The 18,791-nt window shown below is 53.3% G+C and carries 18 protein-coding genes; 12 read left to right on the forward strand and 6 right to left on the reverse strand.

The annotated features are described in order from the left end of the window. Nucleotides 1-3 precede the first annotated feature (3 nt). The 5 genes from ACYVIY_RS08285 to ACYVIY_RS08305 all read right to left on the reverse strand — a co-directional run bounded on the left by ACYVIY_RS08285 (nt 4) and on the right by ACYVIY_RS08305 (nt 5,286). Nucleotides 4-795, reverse strand: coding sequence for a GLPGLI family protein (locus tag ACYVIY_RS08285; RefSeq protein ID WP_460975835.1), 792 nt, complete (start codon nt 793-795; stop codon nt 4-6). 78 nt (nt 796-873) lie between these two features. After that, a complete protein-coding gene (locus ACYVIY_RS08290) occupies nt 874-1,653 on the reverse strand; it encodes a GLPGLI family protein (RefSeq protein ID WP_460975836.1) in 780 nt (259 codons plus the stop codon). Nucleotides 1,654-1,993: 340 nt separating this feature from the next. Next, nucleotides 1,994-4,501: a T9SS type A sorting domain-containing protein gene (locus tag ACYVIY_RS08295; protein WP_460975837.1), complete on the reverse strand. Its 2,508-nt coding sequence runs from the start codon at nt 4,499-4,501 to the stop codon at nt 1,994-1,996. A gap of 239 nt (nt 4,502-4,740) precedes the next feature. Continuing rightward, a complete protein-coding gene (locus ACYVIY_RS08300; RefSeq protein WP_460975838.1) occupies nt 4,741-4,902 on the reverse strand; it encodes a hypothetical protein in 162 nt (53 codons plus the stop codon). Nucleotides 4,903-4,905: 3 nt separating this feature from the next. Next, nucleotides 4,906-5,286 carry a hypothetical protein gene (locus tag ACYVIY_RS08305; protein WP_460975928.1) on the reverse strand — a complete coding sequence of 127 codons (381 nt, stop codon included), beginning with the start codon at nt 5,284-5,286 and terminating at the stop codon, nt 4,906-4,908. On the opposite strand from ACYVIY_RS08305, the gene ACYVIY_RS08310 reads away from it, so the two are divergent. From ACYVIY_RS08310 to ACYVIY_RS08320, 3 genes are all read left to right on the forward strand, one after another. Next, entirely contained in the window at nt 5,231-5,368 is a 138-nt protein-coding gene (locus tag ACYVIY_RS08310) for a tyrosine-type recombinase/integrase (RefSeq protein ID WP_460975926.1), read from the forward strand. The two genes, ACYVIY_RS08305 and ACYVIY_RS08310, sit on opposite strands and share 56 nt — an antisense overlap. Nucleotides 5,369-5,532: 164 nt before the next feature. Further along, a complete protein-coding gene (locus ACYVIY_RS08315; protein WP_460975839.1) occupies nt 5,533-7,110 on the forward strand; it encodes a sensor histidine kinase in 1,578 nt (525 codons plus the stop codon). Next, nucleotides 7,111-7,794, forward strand: coding sequence for a response regulator transcription factor (locus ACYVIY_RS08320; protein WP_460975840.1), 684 nt, complete (start codon nt 7,111-7,113; stop codon nt 7,792-7,794). It abuts the gene before it with no gap. A gap of 241 nt (nt 7,795-8,035) precedes the next feature. Here ACYVIY_RS08320 and ACYVIY_RS08325 read toward each other — a convergent pair whose 3' ends face one another. Next, the gene (locus ACYVIY_RS08325; protein ID WP_460975841.1) at nt 8,036-8,809 is read right to left on the reverse strand and encodes a MerR family transcriptional regulator; all 774 of its coding nucleotides are present in this window, start codon (nt 8,807-8,809) and stop codon (nt 8,036-8,038) included. 339 nt (nt 8,810-9,148) lie between these two features. Between ACYVIY_RS08325 and hisG the strand changes: the two genes are divergently transcribed. From hisG to ACYVIY_RS08370, 9 genes are all read left to right on the forward strand, one after another. Further along, nucleotides 9,149-10,009: an ATP phosphoribosyltransferase gene (gene hisG, locus ACYVIY_RS08330; protein WP_460975842.1), complete on the forward strand. Its 861-nt coding sequence runs from the start codon at nt 9,149-9,151 to the stop codon at nt 10,007-10,009. A 94-nt stretch (nt 10,010-10,103) separates the two neighbouring features. Then, nucleotides 10,104-11,393: a histidinol dehydrogenase gene (gene hisD, locus ACYVIY_RS08335; RefSeq protein ID WP_460975843.1), complete on the forward strand. Its 1,290-nt coding sequence runs from the start codon at nt 10,104-10,106 to the stop codon at nt 11,391-11,393. A 33-nt stretch (nt 11,394-11,426) separates the two neighbouring features. Further along, the gene (locus ACYVIY_RS08340) at nt 11,427-11,669 is read left to right on the forward strand and encodes a hypothetical protein (protein ID WP_460975844.1); all 243 of its coding nucleotides are present in this window, start codon (nt 11,427-11,429) and stop codon (nt 11,667-11,669) included. Then, on the forward strand, nt 11,669-12,049 hold the full coding sequence (locus ACYVIY_RS08345; protein ID WP_460975845.1) for a type II toxin-antitoxin system VapC family toxin: 381 nt from the start codon (nt 11,669-11,671) through the stop codon (nt 12,047-12,049). The genes ACYVIY_RS08340 and ACYVIY_RS08345 overlap by 1 nt, the downstream gene beginning before the upstream one ends. 162 nt (nt 12,050-12,211) lie before the next feature. Then, nucleotides 12,212-12,718 carry a peptide deformylase gene (locus ACYVIY_RS08350; protein WP_460975846.1) on the forward strand — a complete coding sequence of 169 codons (507 nt, stop codon included), beginning with the start codon at nt 12,212-12,214 and terminating at the stop codon, nt 12,716-12,718. 38 nt (nt 12,719-12,756) lie between these two features. Further along, nucleotides 12,757-13,881: a histidinol-phosphate transaminase gene (gene hisC, locus ACYVIY_RS08355; protein ID WP_460975847.1), complete on the forward strand. Its 1,125-nt coding sequence runs from the start codon at nt 12,757-12,759 to the stop codon at nt 13,879-13,881. Nucleotides 13,882-13,926: 45 nt separating this feature from the next. Beyond that, nucleotides 13,927-14,463 (forward strand): hypothetical protein, encoded by a 537-nt coding sequence (locus tag ACYVIY_RS08360; protein ID WP_460975848.1) that lies wholly within the window; start codon nt 13,927-13,929, stop codon nt 14,461-14,463. A 109-nt stretch (nt 14,464-14,572) separates the two neighbouring features. Next, on the forward strand, nt 14,573-17,914 hold the full coding sequence (locus ACYVIY_RS08365; protein ID WP_460975849.1) for a UvrD-helicase domain-containing protein: 3,342 nt from the start codon (nt 14,573-14,575) through the stop codon (nt 17,912-17,914). Between the two features lie 16 nt (nt 17,915-17,930). Beyond that, nucleotides 17,931-18,788 carry a phosphatase PAP2 family protein gene (locus ACYVIY_RS08370; RefSeq protein WP_460975850.1) on the forward strand — a complete coding sequence of 286 codons (858 nt, stop codon included), beginning with the start codon at nt 17,931-17,933 and terminating at the stop codon, nt 18,786-18,788. The last annotated feature ends 3 nt before the right edge of the window (nt 18,789-18,791 follow it).

Below are 18,791 nucleotides of genomic sequence, written 5' to 3' on the forward strand. Positions count from 1 at the left end.
TAATCAGTTTCGCTCACCCATCATCAGTTGCTGGCGGAAGTCGGCTCTGGCCTTTTCCCGCAGGTCGGCAATTTTTTCGGGCGAAACCGTCTCGGCTTTACGGGCTGGCTGAACGTCTTTATCACTGACGCCTGACAGATTCACTTTCGTCGCCCGAAACTGCTCCCGGCTGCTTTCGACCAGGAGCACGGCTCCGGTCTCTGGTGTCAGTTCACGGATGGGCGAGTAGGTGATGGGCAGTTCAGTGGTGAACCAGACTGTATACGTTTCTTTCTGGAAAGGCACCGTAGCTTTGCGGCAGGTGTAGCCGGCAATTTTCTTGGTTTGGTCGGTTAACTGCCAGCCTGCCGTATGATTGATTGGGGCTTCGGCGCGGTACGATTTGGCTTCGTCACCCTTGCCGACGGTCAGCAGCATAATGGTTTTTTGATTGGCGAGGTCAACAAATACGTCCTCTTCGTAGGGGCGTCCCATATTCGTAACCTGTGGTGCGCCACCTCCGCCCGGTCCACCCACGAATGTGCGCACGACTGCGTTCTGCTCATCACGGCTTTCTTTGGCGTACTGCTTCGTAAAAACTACCTTCTGCCCAAAGGTACGCGTGTCGGGTATATCACTCGGGAAGTTCGGGTCGCCCGGTTTCACCTGCTCGCCATTAATGATGATGCGCATACTGTTCGGGTCAATCTTCCGGACAACTTCGTAATTAATTTGCCCTGATGTTTGGGCCAGCGTTGGATGACTGACTGCTGCGAGCAGTGAGAGAAGGAGTACTAAAATGGGGTGCGTTTTCATAAGGATAATTGATTGAAATTGATGGGACAAACTTCTGGCAGCGCTTTCAAAAAGACTGCTATATAGTGGTAAACAGGGTTAACCCCCGTTTCCTGGGTGGCCGTACTTTTGCATGAGATCGGCGATGGCTTTCTGGCGTAGATCGACTAATTGCTCCGGCGTAACGCTTTGCGCCTGTACTTTGGGTTTGGCTGCCAACGACGGATTAGGCGCGGTTTTAGCCACTTTGGTGGCTTTGAACTGCACTTTGCTACCCTCAATCAGCAGGACCGTGCCGGTGTCGGGCGTGAGCGCTTCAATGGGCGAGTAGGTGATGGGCAGTTCGGTGGTGAACCAGACGGCGAAGGTTTCCTTCTGAAAGGGGACGAGAGCTTTACGGCAGGTGTACCCGGCAATCTTTCTGGTCTGGTCGGTTAGCTGCCAGCCCTGTACACGCTGAATTTGTGATTCGGCCTGATACGTTTTAGCATCCGGATCTTTACCGACCGTGAGGATCGTTACTTTTTTCAGGGTCTTCAGGTCGACAAACGTCTGCTCGACAATCAAACGCCCAACCTGGCTTTGACTCCCTGGTCCTACGACTTCCCCCTCGCGCAGTACTTTCGCGTTCGTACCGTTCACCAGTACCTTCTGCTCAGACATACGCGCGTCGGGAATGTCAGTTGGGAAATTGGGATCGCCGGGTTTCATCAACTCGCCATTACTGTCGAGGAATTTCAGACTTGCCGGGTCGATTTTGTGAACGCCTTCGTACGTAATCTGGCCAGACCATGTAGCAGCGGCCGTCTGTGCGATAATTGGGTGAGTTGTGAGCAAGGCGGCTATAAAGCTGGCAACTGCGATAATGCGTGTTTTCATGAAAAAAGCTGGTTTGGTTTGACCCCTCAAAGGTCAGCTGGAGTTTTGTAACGCACTGCTACATAGTGTTAAACAGTGTTAAGTTGAAACTCTGGCTCACTACAGGCATACCCCGCCAAACTTGGTTGTTGCTGGTCTTTTCTAGGATTTTGGGTAGTGAGCCTTAAGGGTGGTAGGGTTTGGATGAGGTAATTTTGACCCCATTTTAAAAGAGAGGGGTCACGGGTTTTGGTGGGAACACAAAAAAGCCCGGCTGCATAGCGGCCGGGCTTTTCTTCAGTCTGCTTAATGAAACATTGTTTAGCCGACAAAGGTATGCGGCTTAGGTTAATCAGAGTATTTACGGCTTGACAACTTTAACACTCTGCCGCTGAGTCGGTAGACCTGCACTGCCTTCACTGACGACCTGTAACAGGTACAACCCACTGGCCTGTTCCTGCATATCCCAGTCAATTAAATGCTGGCCGTCGGCCTGCTGCCAGTGGTGCTGACGGACTGGCTTACCACTTAGATCAACCAGTTCAACTTGCAACGGACGCCCCTCAGCACCACGAATTACAGCCCGCAGTCGGTCCTGCTGGATGGGGTTGGGTGCCAGCTCTACTTGCAAAGGTGTTTCCAGACTAGCGATCTCTCTGGCCCGGCAACTGGCGTCTACCGTTAGTCGGTAAGGGCCGTAAACTCTAACTGTGCCGGAGCGGTCGGTGACTTTCAGATAGAAGTTGCCTTGGGTGTTGGTTTGGGCGTTGATCAGCGTCAGACTCGACGTAGCGGTGCCTCGGAAGAGTTGGGGTGTCTCCATGAGCTTGGGGCTGGTCAGCGTGTTCTTGTACCACTCATACTTGACTGGGTCACCCTCGACCGCTACGCTGATCACCGCTGTTCCTCCCCGGCAGACGGTGGGGTTGTTGCCACCTAACACCGTCGTAGATGCTATGGTTGAACAGCCGTTGTCTTGCCGGGTTACCGTCACCGAGTAGACACCCGCCGTAGTGACCTGGGCCTGGTTGGAGCTGCCCTGCTGAGCAGCGTTTGAGCTAAAGGAGTAGCTAAGGTTATCACCCGGCGTAGCTGTGGCCGTTAAGGTAACGCTTGCATTGGTAAACGACAAAGGGCCTGAGTTAGTCAGACTGACGCTGGGGGTTATCGTATTACTTTCTACCGTAGTGGTCTGGACGGCCGTACACCCATTGGCGCCGGTTGCCGTCAGGGTGTAGGTGCCGGGGCGGTTGACACTCGTCATACCCCCACTGGCGCTAAAACCCTCCGGTCCAGTGATGCCATACGCCACTCCAGTCGTGGAGCTGGATGCGCTCAGATTGACACTGGTTTGAGAACAGCTCAACGGACCATTATTGGTTAAGCTCACGTTCTGGGGAGGGGTGGTGTTGGTCTCTACGGTGACTGTCCTGGTGGCACTACAGCCGTTGTTGCGGGTGGCCGTCAGGGTGTACTCGCCGGGCTGACTAACGGTGGCCGTGTTAGCCGAATAGCTCTGACCACCCGGCCCAGTGATGACAAAGCCGGGATTGTTGTTCGCAGACGCATTCAGCACCGCCGTTGGCTGAGCGCAGGTGATTACGTTGCTCACACTTAGGCTCAGGTTGCGGGGCGGATCGGTGTTAGCCTCTACCAGGGTCGTAGCCGTGGCTGTACAGCCCTGAGCGTTGGTGACCAGAACTGTATACTCACCAGGATTGGTGACGGTGGCCGTTCGGCTGCTGGTACCCGTAGGCTGACTGATGGGGAAGGGGCCACTGAAGACATAGGTGGCGTTGTTACCCGCCGAGGGCACGCTGAGTCGAACACTGGTCCGCTCGCAGTTCAGCGGGCTGTTGCTATTGAGGGTAGCAGCAAAGCTAGAGCAGGCCGATTCGTAGGAGATGATGACCAGACCATTGCCTGCATTGCCGTTCTGGGCTCCGGTCTTAGCTGTGCCATTGGGGTCTATGTTGAACGAGCCACCACCGCCACCCACCCCATAGCCAACGGTTTCGGTAAACTTACCGCCACCCCCTCCAGAATATCCTCCTCCGCCACCGGCAATTACCGCCCCATAGTAACCATAGGATGTGCCTCCTCCCCCAAACCCACCAATACCACCATAACCACCCTGCCCTCCGTTAACAAAGGCTTTCCCCCCTCCATTTGCAAAGTACCCGTCTCCCCCGTTGGTGTATAGACCGCCCCCTGCTCCCCCTCCCTCATTATCAATGGTGCCACCGCTGCCGTTAGTCCCACCACCTCCGCCAGAACCGTCTCCCCCATTAGTGCCCGCCTGCCCCTGTTTGCTTACCACATCAAAAATCTGAGCATTGTTACTAGGCCCACTACCCCCACCACCCCCACCGGCAATGACCAGCGGTTGGACCGGATTAGTACCAGTAACGACAAACGAGCCACCACCCCCAGCTCCCGGCCTATCTATTGATGAAGGTCCCTCTCCAACCAGGATGCGAAGCTGTTGACCGGGTGTGACGGAAACCGTACCGGTGATAATAGCTCCTTTGCCCGGTTCGTATAAGCTCCCGCCAGCTCCTTCGGCCCCCCGGGCTTCAATAGTCAGGGAGGTTACGCCAGTGGGCACCGTCCAGGTAACGATTTGGCCAGAATAATTAAAGGTTTCTGAATTCGATGCAGCGACACGTGCTCCCTTAGCCGACTGAGTGACGACGCTATGAGCTGGTTTTACCTGGCTTCGCTGGACAGGGTCGGGTTTCGTTGAACTTGGTATAACCGTTTTTGATCCGTCCGCTCTACGGATAGGGAGTTGATTTTGGCCGTGAGCCGTAGATAAGTATTTAACTGAGCAGGTTAGCAGGAGAAGAAAGGTAAACAGGTGTTTCATACGAATAGAATTGGATTGAGTGTTAAGAAGTTGAATCACCTGTAAAGCTACTCTACCAGTAGAGTAGTCTGCAAGTAGCCATCAAAATATATGTGTAGAATTACTTAATGGTAAACCCCACAGCCTGGCGTCTGGTGGCCGGGCTGTGGGGTTTACCATTCAATAGGTTTTGGCGGATGACTCCAAATTATTTCGATCTCCAGACTATCCAGAAATGCCTCGTCGCGTTCTTCCAGTAACTAGGCCATTGCCGGAGACAACACCAAGGTACCATCGACTAACACGGCTCTGGTCGCATCGGTAGATAAGGGATGCACAAGCGTCTGGTAGCCTGCCGCCTTCAAACCTTCAATAAATACGGTGACCATTTCCCGGCCTTTGATGAGAGTTAATTCGTTCATTGACTACGGAATGATTCGTTTTGATACTCTATCCGAGCTGTATTCAATGCAACTCATCATCTGCTGAAAGGTGTATTGCTCATAATAACCAGTTACCAGCACTCCCTTCTGTTCAACGACGTACTCAATCACTGGATGCTGACGCTTGAGGGCGAGCGAAACAACATCACGCATAGTCGGCTGATGGGGCAACGATGCGCGGTCGTTTGGAATATCGACCGAGACAGACGCCTTGATTCGCTTGATGTTTCCCATCATTGTTACCAGTTGCAGCGTAAATCTGGCAATTGGTTTGTCGACCATAACCGGCATATCCAAGTACCAGACGATGAGCAGCCACATCGCCCGGCGCACATTTGCGACCCTGATGAATAAAGGAGGCATGCCGACCAGGACCTTGCAGGAGATTTTAGGGCATAGTTCGATTATATCTACCGAAAAAATTCCAAAGTCAGCTCTTCGCTGATCGATGATCAGATGCGGGACGCCTGGAAGCGTATCAAGTCTTGATTTGACCCCACCTGTGACCCCATTCTTGAAAAAGTGCCCTTCTAGTCTGGCTAAAGCCCTTGTTTTGTTAAACAGTGTTAACGCCCATCCAAAGCCCGTCTGGACGATGTAGATTTGTATATGAACCGACGCATCCGTTCGATATTCTGGCTGATGACGCTTTGCATCATCGGCATCAATGCGTTTCAGGGGTATTGGCTCTGGACAACGTATCAGCTTAAAAGCCAGCAGTTCAACCAAACGATGCGGGATGCGTTGTTTTGGGTTTTGCAGCAACGCCAGATGGTTGAAGCTAAGCGCTTATTTGCCAGACAGGGCCATGAAAAGTCGCCGAAGCCGACGCGAATGATTATTCGCCAGTTCGATGGTACTACCAATCAGGAGCAGATTCGGGTCATTGTGAGACAACCCGGCCCCCCAATCAGCGCAAAGGGGCATAAGCCTGCTCCGCGTGCCGTAACTGTTGATCGCTTTTATCAGCGGCCAGGCCCGCCAGGAACAGAAACGCAGCTATTCGAATCGCCCGATACACTGGCCCATCGAATTTCGACTATGTTACTGCTCGACTGGGCCGAAGGGACACGTATCAGTCTAGCCAGGTTGTCGGAAGCGTATCGGGCTGAGCTGATTCAGCGAGGTATACATCCTGCGTTCAAACTGGATACGGTAAGCGTTCACCCGCAAAAGCCTGCTAAAAATCTAGTGGTTCGTCAATTGGGAGCGCCCGCAAAGCCGACTGATAGGTCGAACGTAATGAACAAGTTAATTGTGCCGATCAATCCGGTTCGGAATCTGTTTGCGCAGGTGACCTTTGACACGCCAACCTACTATCTGCTACGTCGCATGGGGTGGCTGCTTGGTGGGTCGGTGTTGCTAGTATTGCTGACGACGGGCAGTTTTCTGTTTATGCTAAGCACGATTCTGCGCCAGAAGAAGCTGTCGGAAGTCAAGAACGACTTCATAAACAACATGACGCACGAACTGAAAACACCCATCGCCACTGTAACCGCGGCCGTAGAAGCGTTGCAGAACTTCGGCGCGCTGAACGATCCGCAGAAAACGCAGACGTACCTGGCGATCTCGCAGAATAACCTGCAACGACTCTCTGATCTGGTGGAGAAAGTACTCACGCTTGCGGCCGAAGAAAAGAAAGAACTCGTCCTGAATCCGGAGTGGGTGAAACCGTCTGAACTGATTCAGCAGGTGGTCAGTGATCATCAGCTCAAAGCCGACAAGCCCGTGCAGTTTGCGATCGACGCATCGGCAGATGATGCGCCGGTCCTTATCGATCGCTTTCACATCGCGAATGCCATCAATAACCTGATCGACAACGCCATTAAGTATTCCAACGAATCCGTGACGATTCACATTGCGAGTCAGCAGCAGGAACGGCTTTGGCGGCTGTCGGTAAAAGACAATGGCATCGGCATTCCGAAGACGTACCAGGGCGCAATTTTCGACCGCTTTTTTCGCGTACCTACCGGTAATCTGCATCCCGTCAAAGGGTTTGGCTTGGGACTATCTTACGTGCGCCAGGTGATCGAGAAACACGGTGGCCAGATTGACGTCGCGAGTGAACCTGGCGCTGGCAGTGAATTTACCCTGTTGATTCCGGAGACGGGTGGTGACGGCCATGTCGGCGTGAAACGATTACGGATCAACTTGAATCCTCTTGACTTTTCTCCCGCTTCGAAATAGATGGCCAGCGTATTACTCGTTGAAGATGAATTAGCCCTCGGCATGATCGTGCGCGATAGCCTGGAAGTGCGGGGATTTACGGTACGTTACGCGGCCGATGGGGCTGAAGGTCTTAGCCTGTTTCGTCAGCAGCAACCCGATATTGTGGTGGCCGACGTCATGATGCCCGAAATGGACGGGTTCTCCCTGGCGGAGCACATCCGCCAGGACAATGCCCATATACCGATTCTGTTTCTGACGGCCCGTTCGCAGACCGCCGACGTAGTGCGCGGCTTTGAACTGGGCGGAAACGATTACCTCAAAAAACCATTCAGTCTCGACGAGCTTATCGTGCGTATCAATGCTCTGCTCCGCCGTCCAGCCAGTCTGGGTACAACCCTACCGACGCCAACGCTGCTGGCCGTTGGGCGGTATCGGTTTGATCCTCCCAAACAAAAATTATTTCTGGATGGCAAGGAAACCGTACTGTCGCACCGCGAAGCTGAACTACTCCGCAGGTTGTACGAACAACGTAATCAGGTTCTGGAACGTAGCATTGTGCTTACTGAACTCTGGGGAGATGATTCCTTTTTCAACGGCCGTAGTCTGGACGTGTTCATCACCCGACTCCGGCGCTACCTCCGCGACGATCCGCAAGTGCAGATCATCAACGTTCGCGGCATTGGCTATAAACTGATTATTTGAGCTAACGTGAATTATGGATCGTGCCTATGTTAACTAATTGAGTGGTATAATATTGCTGACGTACAGCCCTTCGACTCCGCTCAGGGTGACAGCTTACTATTTTGTTTACTTAAACAGCTAGAGGTGGAATGTCACCCTGTGCGGAGTCGAAGGGCCTAGCGTCAGCATTTCATTCACGTTAAGTGATTGACATCGTAGTCTGATTGTGAAGCAGGCCGGGCGTCCTGCCCGGCCTTGCTGGTTATTTACGCAATTGGGTGTTCGCAAAATGAACCATCGCTTTGTTCAGAAACGCGGCATACTCCGGGTTTTCCTGCCCGTTCCAGCTCGTGTACCGGAGGTCGTCTACGTACAATTGTGCCAACCCCTTATACGCTTCGGCCATGTCTTTGCTCGCGCATACCGACTCGCCCCAGAAACCGCTGATGTTGCGGTAGTGCCGGGCGATCTGCTGCTGGACGACCGCGCTGGTCGGGTCCTGGTGCATCAGGGACAACAGCCTTTCGCCGATGTCTTTGGCATCGGCTTTTAGCTGCTCAAAGCCCGCTTTTCCTAGTTGCCGGAGCCCGTTCTCCGATTCCTCAATAACGTCGGCACCGTACTTCTCTACGGCCTCCCGACGATACGCTTTCCCGTTCGGAAAGCCTTCATACAATTCTTCGTCTGTCAACATACGTTGTTCGCCTTTAAGTGATTTAATCGTTTTGTCAATCGTAGTCAAAAGAACCGAAAGCTGGTCTCTACGACGCAGTAGGGATTCTTTGTGCTGGTTTAAGGCGGTCAAGGTGTCAAAATCAGGGTCTTCCAGGATGCGCTGGATTTCACTAAGCGGGAAATCCAGTTCCTTGTAAAAGAGAATCTGCTGCAGTCGGATTAACTCATTTTCGCCATACAGCCGGTACCTGGCCTCGGTACGGATGGATGGCTTCAGAAGGCCCAGCCGGTCGTAGTGGTGTAAGGTGCGCACGCTGACACCGGCTAACGCGGCTAGTTTTTTAACAGAATACTGCCTCATAAACTACCTATGCTTGATTGACGGGGTAAATGTAGACTATGACGTAAGGGGAGAGTCAAGGGAAATTTTGACTTTTTTTGTTCTTGTGAGGAAGAGGCAGAAACAAGACCACGAAAATTCGTTTTTGTCATTCGCGATCGCGGTCTATCTTTGCGGCATGATTATCGGCTGGGCTCTTTTCTCCTCGTTTCGACATCGTCGCCATCATGGCGGCTGTTAAGTTCTTGTCGCTGACCCGCCGAACCCTCTCTTTTGCTTACTTTTGCCCTCAATTTGTTGATTATAGCTCACTAAAGCCGATTCGGTGACTGTGGGTTAACGCGTTTGTTCTCCTGAATTATGTCTTCTGTATTACGTATTGCCTTACAAAAATCGGGTCGGCTGAGCGAAGACTCGTACCAGCTCTTTAAAGAATGCGGGATTCGCTTCGACTACGGCACTGGCAAGCTCAAATCAGTGTCGTCGAACTTCCCGGCTGAGTTTCTTTTTCTGCGCGATGATGATATTCCGGGTTATGTTGAAGATGGCGTGGCTGATCTGGGTATTGTCGGTGAGAACGTAGCGGTCGAAACCGGCCGACCCGTACAAACCGTGCATCGGCTGGGCTTCTCGAAGTGCCGCTTGTCTATTGCCGTACCCCGCGCCACCGATTGGAAAGGCATTCAATACCTGGATGGTAAAAACATTGCGACTTCGTACCCAAACCTGTTAGGAAAATACCTGGCCGAGCAGGGCGTGAAGGCCGAGATTCATGAGATCAGTGGATCGGTAGAGATTGCCCCCAGCATTGGGTTGGCCGAGGCCGTCTGCGATATTGTTAGTTCGGGCAGTACGTTGTTGAGCAATGGCCTGAAAGAAGTTGAAACAATTTTTCGCTCGGAAGCCATTCTGATTGCTCGCCCTGAACTGGAAGCCGACAAGCAGGCGTTAGTGGAGAAACTACTGTTCCGGATCAAATCGGTGCAGGCGGCCAAGAACAACAAATACATTGTGCTGAACGCCCCTAACCACGCGCTTGATCAGATTACGGCCTTGTTGCCCGGTATGAAAAGCCCGACGGTAACGCCTTTGGCCACGGAAGGCTGGAGTTCCGTGCATTCCGTGTTGAACGAAAATGAGTTTTGGGAAAATATCGAAGCGATTCGGGCGGCCGGTGCCGAAGGTATTCTGGTCATTCCGATTGAGAAAATGATTTACTGAACTAGTATATAGAAGTGAGGAGAGAGAAGCGAGAATGCTCCGCTAAAGTGACTGAATTCTCTCTCGTATCTCCTCGCTCCACACTCTTTTCAAAATGAAAATCATTCCCTTTCCCAGCCGTGCCGAATGGCCTGCTCTTTTAGCCCGGCCCGTGCAGTCGAACCAGCAGATTGAAGCAACGGTCGCTCCAATTCTGGCGCAGGTAAAAGCCAGGGGCGATGCGGCCCTCGTTGAGTTTGCCCAGAAATTTGACAAGGTCGACCTGGCCCAGTCTGACCTAAGCGTTTCGGAAGCGGAACTCGATGCCGCCGAAGCGCAACTGAGTCCGGAGCTCAAAACGGCTATTCTGCAAGCGTACCAGAACATCCGCCTGTTTCACGAGCGGCAGCGGCAGCCTGTCGAAAAAATAGAAACCATGCCCGGCGTTACGTGCTGGCGTCGGAGTGTGGGTATCGAAAACGTGGGTCTGTACATCCCCGGCGGAACCGCACCCTTGTTCAGTACGGTGCTGATGTTGGGCGTACCGGCTCAACTGGCGGGCTGCCGCAAAATTGTTCTTTGCACCCCCAGCAATCACCCGGCGATCTACTTTGCCGCGAAGCTGGTGGGCGTCACAAACGTATTCCGGATCGGGGGCGCACAGGCCATTGCGGCCATGGCGTACGGTACCGAATCCGTGCCCCAGGTCTATAAACTGTTCGGACCGGGTAATCAATACGTAACAGCCGCCAAAATGCTGGTTGCTAAAGAAGGCGTAGCCATCGACATGCCCGCTGGTCCGAGTGAAGTGGCTGTGTATGCCGACGACACGGCTGTGCCCGCGTTTGTGGCCGCTGACCTGCTCTCGCAGGCCGAACACGGGGCCGATAGTCAGGTATTGCTCGTGTCGACCAGCAAACGGTTGGTTGAACTGGTCAATGTGGTTCTGATTACCCAGCTAAGTAGACTCTCCCGACAGGACCTGGCCGTGAAGGCGCTGGAGAATAGTAAGATGATTCTGGTGGAAAGTCAGGCCGAAGCGATTGACTTGCTGAATGCGTATGCCGCCGAACACTTGATTCTGAGCGTTGACAATGCCGAAGCTGTAGCCGAACAGATCGTTAATGCCGGGTCTATTTTCCTGGGAAACTACACCCCCGAATCAGCCGGTGATTACGCGTCAGGTACCAATCACACGCTGCCTACCAACGGCTTCGCCCGGGCCTACAGTGGCGTATCGCTGGATAGTTTCGTGAAGAAGATTACGGTGCAACACATTACACCGGAGGGGTTGCAAAACCTGGGTCCGATTGTGGAAGCTATGGCCGAAGCTGAGTCGCTCGACGCGCATAAGCGGGCTGTAAGTCTGCGACTGGCGAGCCTGGCCGAAGCGAATCCGGCCTGATTTTGATATCTTGTCCTAAAAGAAGGTATTGTCATGAGTCAGCTATTGATCGAAATAGATACGCCAGCGGATGAAGCCTTACTGCGGGCGTTGTTACCAAAATTAAACGCACGAGTTGTCGAAGAGAAGGCCGTTCTAAGCGACCAGGCAAAGAAAGAGCAATTGAGAGCGGTCTTTGATCAGTTAATTAAGAGCGGTGTTGCCGAAAAATACGGTGACCCATCGAAATGGCAACTGGATGCTCGACAGGATAGACCCTTGCCTGGCAGAGACTGATGATCGTAGATAGTAACATCATAACCTATTCAATTCAGCCTGATTATACTCGGCTTTTGAACTATCTAGTTAATAAGATAGATGAGATTCACGTCTCATCAATTACTAAGCTGGAGGTGCTGGGATTTTATAAGTTGGATGACAGTGAGAAGAGCCAATTTAGGCAATTTTTTGACCTGATTACTGTACTACCCATCAGCCACGAAGTCATTACGGAAGCCATCCGCCTGCGCCAGCAGCGTAAACGTTCGCTGGCCGATTCGATCATTGCGGCTACAGCGTTACTGTATTCGTTGCCAGTTCTTACCCACAACGTAGCCGACTTCGCCGATATTGATGATTTGCAACTCATTGCGCTGGCTGATGTTCTGAATGCATGATCGTCCTTTCTTCGCGTCGTTGCATCGGATATTGAACATGTCGTTCACACAAACAAAGACAAGCTTCAGAATGGCTCTACGCATCTTGCCGCCTTGGTTTAACGCTGACACAAATTCTAAAATGAGGGATAGGGCCGGTGCGGTTCTATAAAGCTTTGACCTATGAAGTACCTTGCCGACTTACTGCTTCTTGGCGACCCGCGATTGTATGAAACCTGCGAACCGGTTCTGGAATCGGAGTTATCGCTGGTTGCCGGTTGGGTTGCCGATTTGCACAACGTAATGGAAGAGATTCGGGCGAAGTACCAGTTCGGGCGGGGGATTGCCGCTCCGCAACTGGGTATTATGAAACGGCTGATCTATCTGAATGTTGACCGGCCGCAGATCATTATAAACCCCGAATTTAGTGCGGTAAGCGACGAAACCGAGGAACTTTGGGACGATTGCATGAGCTTTCCGAACCTGCTTGTTCGCGTTCGTCGACATCGTTCGCTGACGATGAGCTACCGCGATGAGCATTGGCACCCCCAACACTGGCACGTAACCGACTGGGCAATGTCAGAACTCATTCAACATGAATACGATCACCTGAATGGTGTATTATGCACCATGCGGGCGGTTGACCAACAGGCGTTTCGCTGGCGGCCAACGCCTGCCGAACGTAACTAGCGGACTAACTGATTCAATACGTTTTCTAGCAAGATCTTATGTTTTACCTACAATCGCTTCTTCGTCCGCACATCCTTACGCTAACCCCTTATTCATCGGCTCGGGATGAATACACCGGGAAGGAAGGCGTGTTTCTGGATGCCAACGAAAATCCAATTGGGTCCACTACGACCGGAACGTATAACCGGTATCCTGATCCGCATCAGTGGGCCATCAAGCAGCGGCTAGCGCCAATAAAAGGAGTCCGGCCCGAGCAGATTTTTCTGGGTAATGGCTCGGATGAACCCATCGACCTGTTGGTCAGAGCTACCTGTGCGCCGGGTATCGATTCGATCCTGATTATGCCGCCCACTTACGGCATGTATGAGGTTTCGGCAGCCATCAACAACGTAAATATCACCCGGATTCCGCTTACACCCGATTTCCACGTTGATGTTGAGGCTGTGTTAGCCGCTATTACGCCTACAACAAAGTTGATCTGGCTTTGCTCACCCAATAACCCATCGGGGAATCTTTTGCAGGCTGATGCCATTAAAGCGATACTTGAAGCGGCCGATCATTCGCTGGTCATTGTCGATGAGGCTTATATCGATTTTGCCGATACGCCTTCCTGGACAAGCGAACTGGATACATACCCAAACCTGGTGGTGCTGCAAACCTTTTCAAAGGCGTGGGGGCTGGCAGCTTTGCGGCTGGGTATGTGTTTTGCTTCCGAGGAGTTGATTCAGGTGCTGAACAAAATCAAACCGCCCTACAACATATCCGCGCCGACCCAGCAGCTCGCGCTTGAAGCCCTGGAGCGCGAAGCGGAAAAGAACGAGATGGTAGACCAAATTTTGGCGGAACGTCACGTTTTGGCGGAAAAACTGCGTTCTTTGCCTGCTGTGCAGGTCGTGCATCCGTCGCACGCCAATTTTCTGCTCGTGCAGTTTGACGATGCCAAAGGAACGTTTGAACACCTCATTGCCCAGCAGGTAATCGTGCGCGATCGCTCGAACGTAAAACTGTGCGATGGGTGTCTGCGTATAACCGTTGGCACACGGGCCGAAAACGAGCGGCTGCTCGACGTATTACGGACTATGAGTCATACACCGGTTACGGGCAATTTGCCGTTAGGAACAGGGGATATAGCCACCCGGCCGGAAGTGGTATCAAACGCCTAACTGGTACGTATAGAACGAAGCGAAACAGACGGCAAATATCAGTTTATGAGAACACTACGTATAGTCGCGCTGCTGGCCATTTCGGGCTGGCTGCTACTGCCCAGTCAGGCACGGGCGCAATACAACAACTGGTCGGTCGGTTTCCGCATCGGTGAACCCGCGGGCGTAAACATCCGAAAATACTTCGGCAGCAATCACGCATTCGACCTGAATATTGGTACGTATGGTGGGCTGTACGGCAATCGGCGGAGCTACCGTTCAGGTGATTACAGAAGCGTAGGACTGGCTGTTCAGGGGCATTACATCTGGCATAAGGCCCTAACCAGCAGCGAGAGTCTGCGCGGATATTACGGCTTTGGCGGACAGATCAATACGCGTCGATACTACGCCGATCGGCTTGCCAGCGTGGGCCAGTACGAGAATGCGTTATCCATTGGCGGATCGGGCGTGGGCGGCCTGGAGTATTTCCCGGCCAATAAGCCCTATTCCTTCTTTCTGGAAGGCGGTCTCTACGTCGAACTTCTTCAGGCACCCTTTTTCCTGAACCTCAATACGGGTTTAGGATTGCGGTATAATTTTTAAGAAGGGAGAAAAGGGCGTAGAAGGAGGAATGGGATGAAGGAACAAAAGCGCTTACGCATATCATCCTATCCCTCTCTTCCCTTTCGTCCCTCTCGTCCCTTTCCTCCTCATGTTTAAGATCTACAGTTCTTCGGCTGGTTCGGGTAAGACGTATACGCTCACCAAGGAGTACCTGAAACTGGCACTCCGGCCCGACGCGCGCGACGATTACTTTCGCCACATCCTGGCCGTTACGTTCACGAACGCGGCCGCCAACGAGATGAAGAACCGGATTCTGGAGCGGCTGCGCGAGATTGCCGATGGCAAGCCAATGCCGCTGCTCGATGACCTGGTTGCAGAACTGTATGCCCATGCCCCCGGAACCGACGCGTTTGAGGCTGCCAAACTTGAGGTGCGTAAAAAGGCCGGGTCCGTTTTTAAAACCATTCTGCACCGCTACGCTGATTTCAGCGTTACTACCATCGACTCGTTTACGCAGCGGGTCGTTATGGCGTTTACGGACGAATTAGGGTTTCCGTATTCGTTCGAGGTCGAGATGGAAACCGACGAAGTACTCGAACTGGCCATCGACAACCTGATCGAGAAGGCCGGAACCGAGGAAATGGACGAGATTACGACCATCCTGGGTGAGTACTATACGCACACGGCGGCCGAAGGGAAAAGCTGGAACATGCTTCCCGAACTGCTCAAAGAGTTTGGGAGAAACCTCACCTCCGACCAGTTTTACGAGGCTGTCAGCTCTGCGCAGGAACTATCGCCGACGGCGTTACGTACGATTCGCCTGCAATTACTGGACTATAACCGCCAGGCCGAAACGGAAATCGTCGGGCACGCACAGCGGGCCTGGAAACTCGTCGCTGATGCGGGGCTGGACGTAACGGATTTTGCCTACGGAGCGTCGGGTGTAGGGGGGTATCTGAAAGCCATTGCCAACGGCGAATACCGGAAAGAAGCTGGGGCGCGGGTAAACAATGCGGTAAACAACGGCGATTGGTACGGCAAGAAAACGCCGAAGCCGGTACAGGATATGATCGACGGCATGGCCGCTGAACTTTGTGATTGTATCGAGCAGATTAACCGCATCCGAGAGGAGCGGGGCAAGCAGATGGTCTTGTTCGAATGCCTGCTGCCGCATTTGCAGAAGCTGGCCTTGTTGAAGCAGATGCGTGTGGAATTTGATGACCTGCTGCGGAAAGACGGGCGCGTACACATTTCCGAGTTCAATAAGAAAATTCTGAGCATCGTCGCTTCGGAACCCGTGCCGTTTCTGTACGAGCGGCTGGGTACGAAATACAACCATATCCTCATCGACGAGTTTCAAGACACATCGCGGCTGCAATTCGCCAACCTGCTGCCGCTCATTGAGAACTCGCTGGGGGGCGACCACTTCAACCTGGCCGTGGGTGATGGCAAACAGGCGATTTATCGATTCCGGGGGGGCGATATGGACCAGATCGTCGCGCTGCATCGGCAGGATCTGACTACGTTGAAAGAAGCCCATAAGCCGGGCTCATGGACCGCCGACCGAATCGACATGCTCGACGGGCATATTCATACCGAACTATTGAAGACCAACTGGCGGAGCGCGGAGCCGATTGTGCGTTTCAACAACGATTTCTTCGAGTTCACCGCCCGCCGGTTCGAACACCAGCACCCGAAACTGGCGGATGTTTTCGACGTTAAGCAGGAGTTTCATCAGGTTGCGCAGCCCAGCGCTCGCAAAGAAGGTCACGTACAGATTGATTTTGTCGCCAAAAACGAAGCAGAAGCTAAAGACCTGACGACGATGATGCTTGAGAAAACGATCGAGCATCTGGAACGGGCTCTGGCCGAAGGGTATCAATACGGCGACATCGCCATTCTTTGTCGGAAAAAAGCGCAGGCTAAAGCCCTGGCCAATGAACTCAACGCCCGGCAAATTCCGCTGGTATCGGCGGATTCGTTGTCGCTGGAGTTTTCCGATCCGGTGAAGTGGCTCATTACGTTGATGCGGCTGCTTCAGCAACCCGATCAGAAGCTGTTACGCTACGAACTGCTGTATTTATTCCACCGGGTGGTGCAGGGCGTATTTCCCGATGATGCCCTGACGGAAACGATTCGGAATGTTGCGGAAGGGGAGATCGGCGGCATGTATGACTACCTCGGCGCGCAGGGCTACCCCCTCGATCCGTATGCGCTGGGGCAGCTGAACCCCTATGAACTGGCCGAACGGCTGACGGACCAATTTCATTTGTTCAACCAAGCCGAACACAACCCGTTCCTGTTCCGATTCCTCGACGAAGTGTTGACGTTCAATCAGAAACGGAGCGGGCACCTGAGCGATTTTTTGCTGTACTGGGAAAGCGTTCGGCAGAAGATTTCGGTGGAAGGAAACGCGCGGAATGCGGTTAGTATTCAAACCATTCACAAATCGAAGGGGCTGGAGTTCCCGGTCGTTATTATTCCGTTTGCCAACTGGTCGGTTGAGCCCAACCGAAACAGTTCCATCTGGCTCAATTTGTCCGAGATCCGGGCCGACCTGCTGGCGCACGAAAGCCACACGGGGGAGGTAACTCGGCTCATGGCGGCACCTGTCGTCGCGAGCAGTACGTTGGCGAAAACCCCCGAACCCGTGGCGGCCCAGTACGAAGACGAGCTGACACGGACTTTTCTGGAAAATATGAACCTGCTCTACGTAGCGTTCACGCGGCCAACCGACCGGCTGTACGTCATTGCCGAAGCGGCTGACTTTACCAAAGGCGGAAGCCAGAAAGACGTTAGCTACTGGCTGCATTCGTTTCTGCGCGACAGTGAGGTGGCCCGCTCCTGCGGTTACGCCTGGCAGGAGGGCCAGATGAAGTACGAAATTTGCCAGTGTACGGACGGAAATTCGCATTATCGGGTTGATGCTGTCGATGAGGAAATTGTACTCGATGAAGTCATCAGCGGCCACCGGGGGCAGGACTTGCAGTTACGTCGGCAGGCCGATCGGGTGTTCGATGTCGCTACGTTTGAGCGTACTCGCGAACGTGACCGTAAGCTGGGCGCGGCCCTGAGTCTGATTAAAGGACCCGGCTGCATCGACAAAACACTTCGGCAACTGGTCAGCGAAGGGCTCGTCCGGAGCGTCGAATGTGCGGATCTCAAACAGAGTCTGCTGACGATTGTGACGCATCCAAACCTGGCCGACTTATTTGACCCGACGCTACGTATCGATACCGACCGGAGCATTTTAAGTCGTACGCGCATTCACGGTGCCCCGCACCGGGTGGTGCATTACCCCGATGGAAGCGTTGTGCTGGTGCAGTATGAATCGGGCGTAGAATGGCAGGCCAGCGAGTCTGATACCAGTTATGATCCCGTTAAATCCCTGAAATATTTTACTGGCTTATACCGCGAGATGGGCTTTCACGAAGTCGAAGGCCGAATCGTGTATCTATCCGACGAACCGCAGGTGGTTCGCGTCATGTAAGCCCCTAATTCTTTGAATGTTGAGACAAAAAACCTTATTCGTTTCTCTGTGGCTGGCCGTGCAGTCGCTAGCTGGTCTGGCGCAATCGACTGATGCAGCCCAACCTGGTCATTCATCCCCTTACCAACTGAAAACCGGCCGTGAGCTAACTACCTTGGGGGTTGGTGTGGCCACCTTTGGTGCATCGCTGGCGCTGGGTAGCACGATCGAGCCACTAACGGCCGCTGACATCGCTACGCTAAATCGGGCGGATATAAACGCCTTTGACCGCAGGGCTACCAACAACTGGTCGAAAGGTGCTGATCGGCTCAGTGACGTAACGCTGGCGGGAAATATCGCCCTGACGGGCCTATTGACCGTAGCGGCTCCGGCTATGCGCCAGGATATAAAGACGGTGGCGGTGATGTACGTAGAGACCATGCTCCTGACCAACGGGATTAAAGGCACTGTAAAAGCCCTTACCCAACGTACCCGGCCTTTTGTCTATAACCCAATTGCTCCGTTGGACGAGAAGCTGGAGCGCGACGCTCGTCAGTCGTTTTTCTCCGGCCATGCGTCTAACGCCTTCGCGACGGCGGTATTTACGGCGGAAGTGTTTCGGCATTATTTCCCGCACTCGCGGCTGAAGCCGGTGGTATGGGTCGGTTCGCTGGGGCTCGCCACGGCCACGGCGGTGCTTCGCTACGAAGGCGGGCTGCATTACCCTTCCGATCTGTTGACCGGGGCTGCCGTTGGCTCTCTGCTGGGGTGGGGGATCCCAAAACTGCACGAGTTGAAAAATACGAGTGAACTAGGGCAACGGCTGGATGTACAGCCCTGGAGTAACGGAACCGCCAACGGAATCTCTGTCCGCCTGTTGGTGTTCTCGCGTTAGATT

This window comes from Spirosoma knui (genome assembly GCF_054780635.1).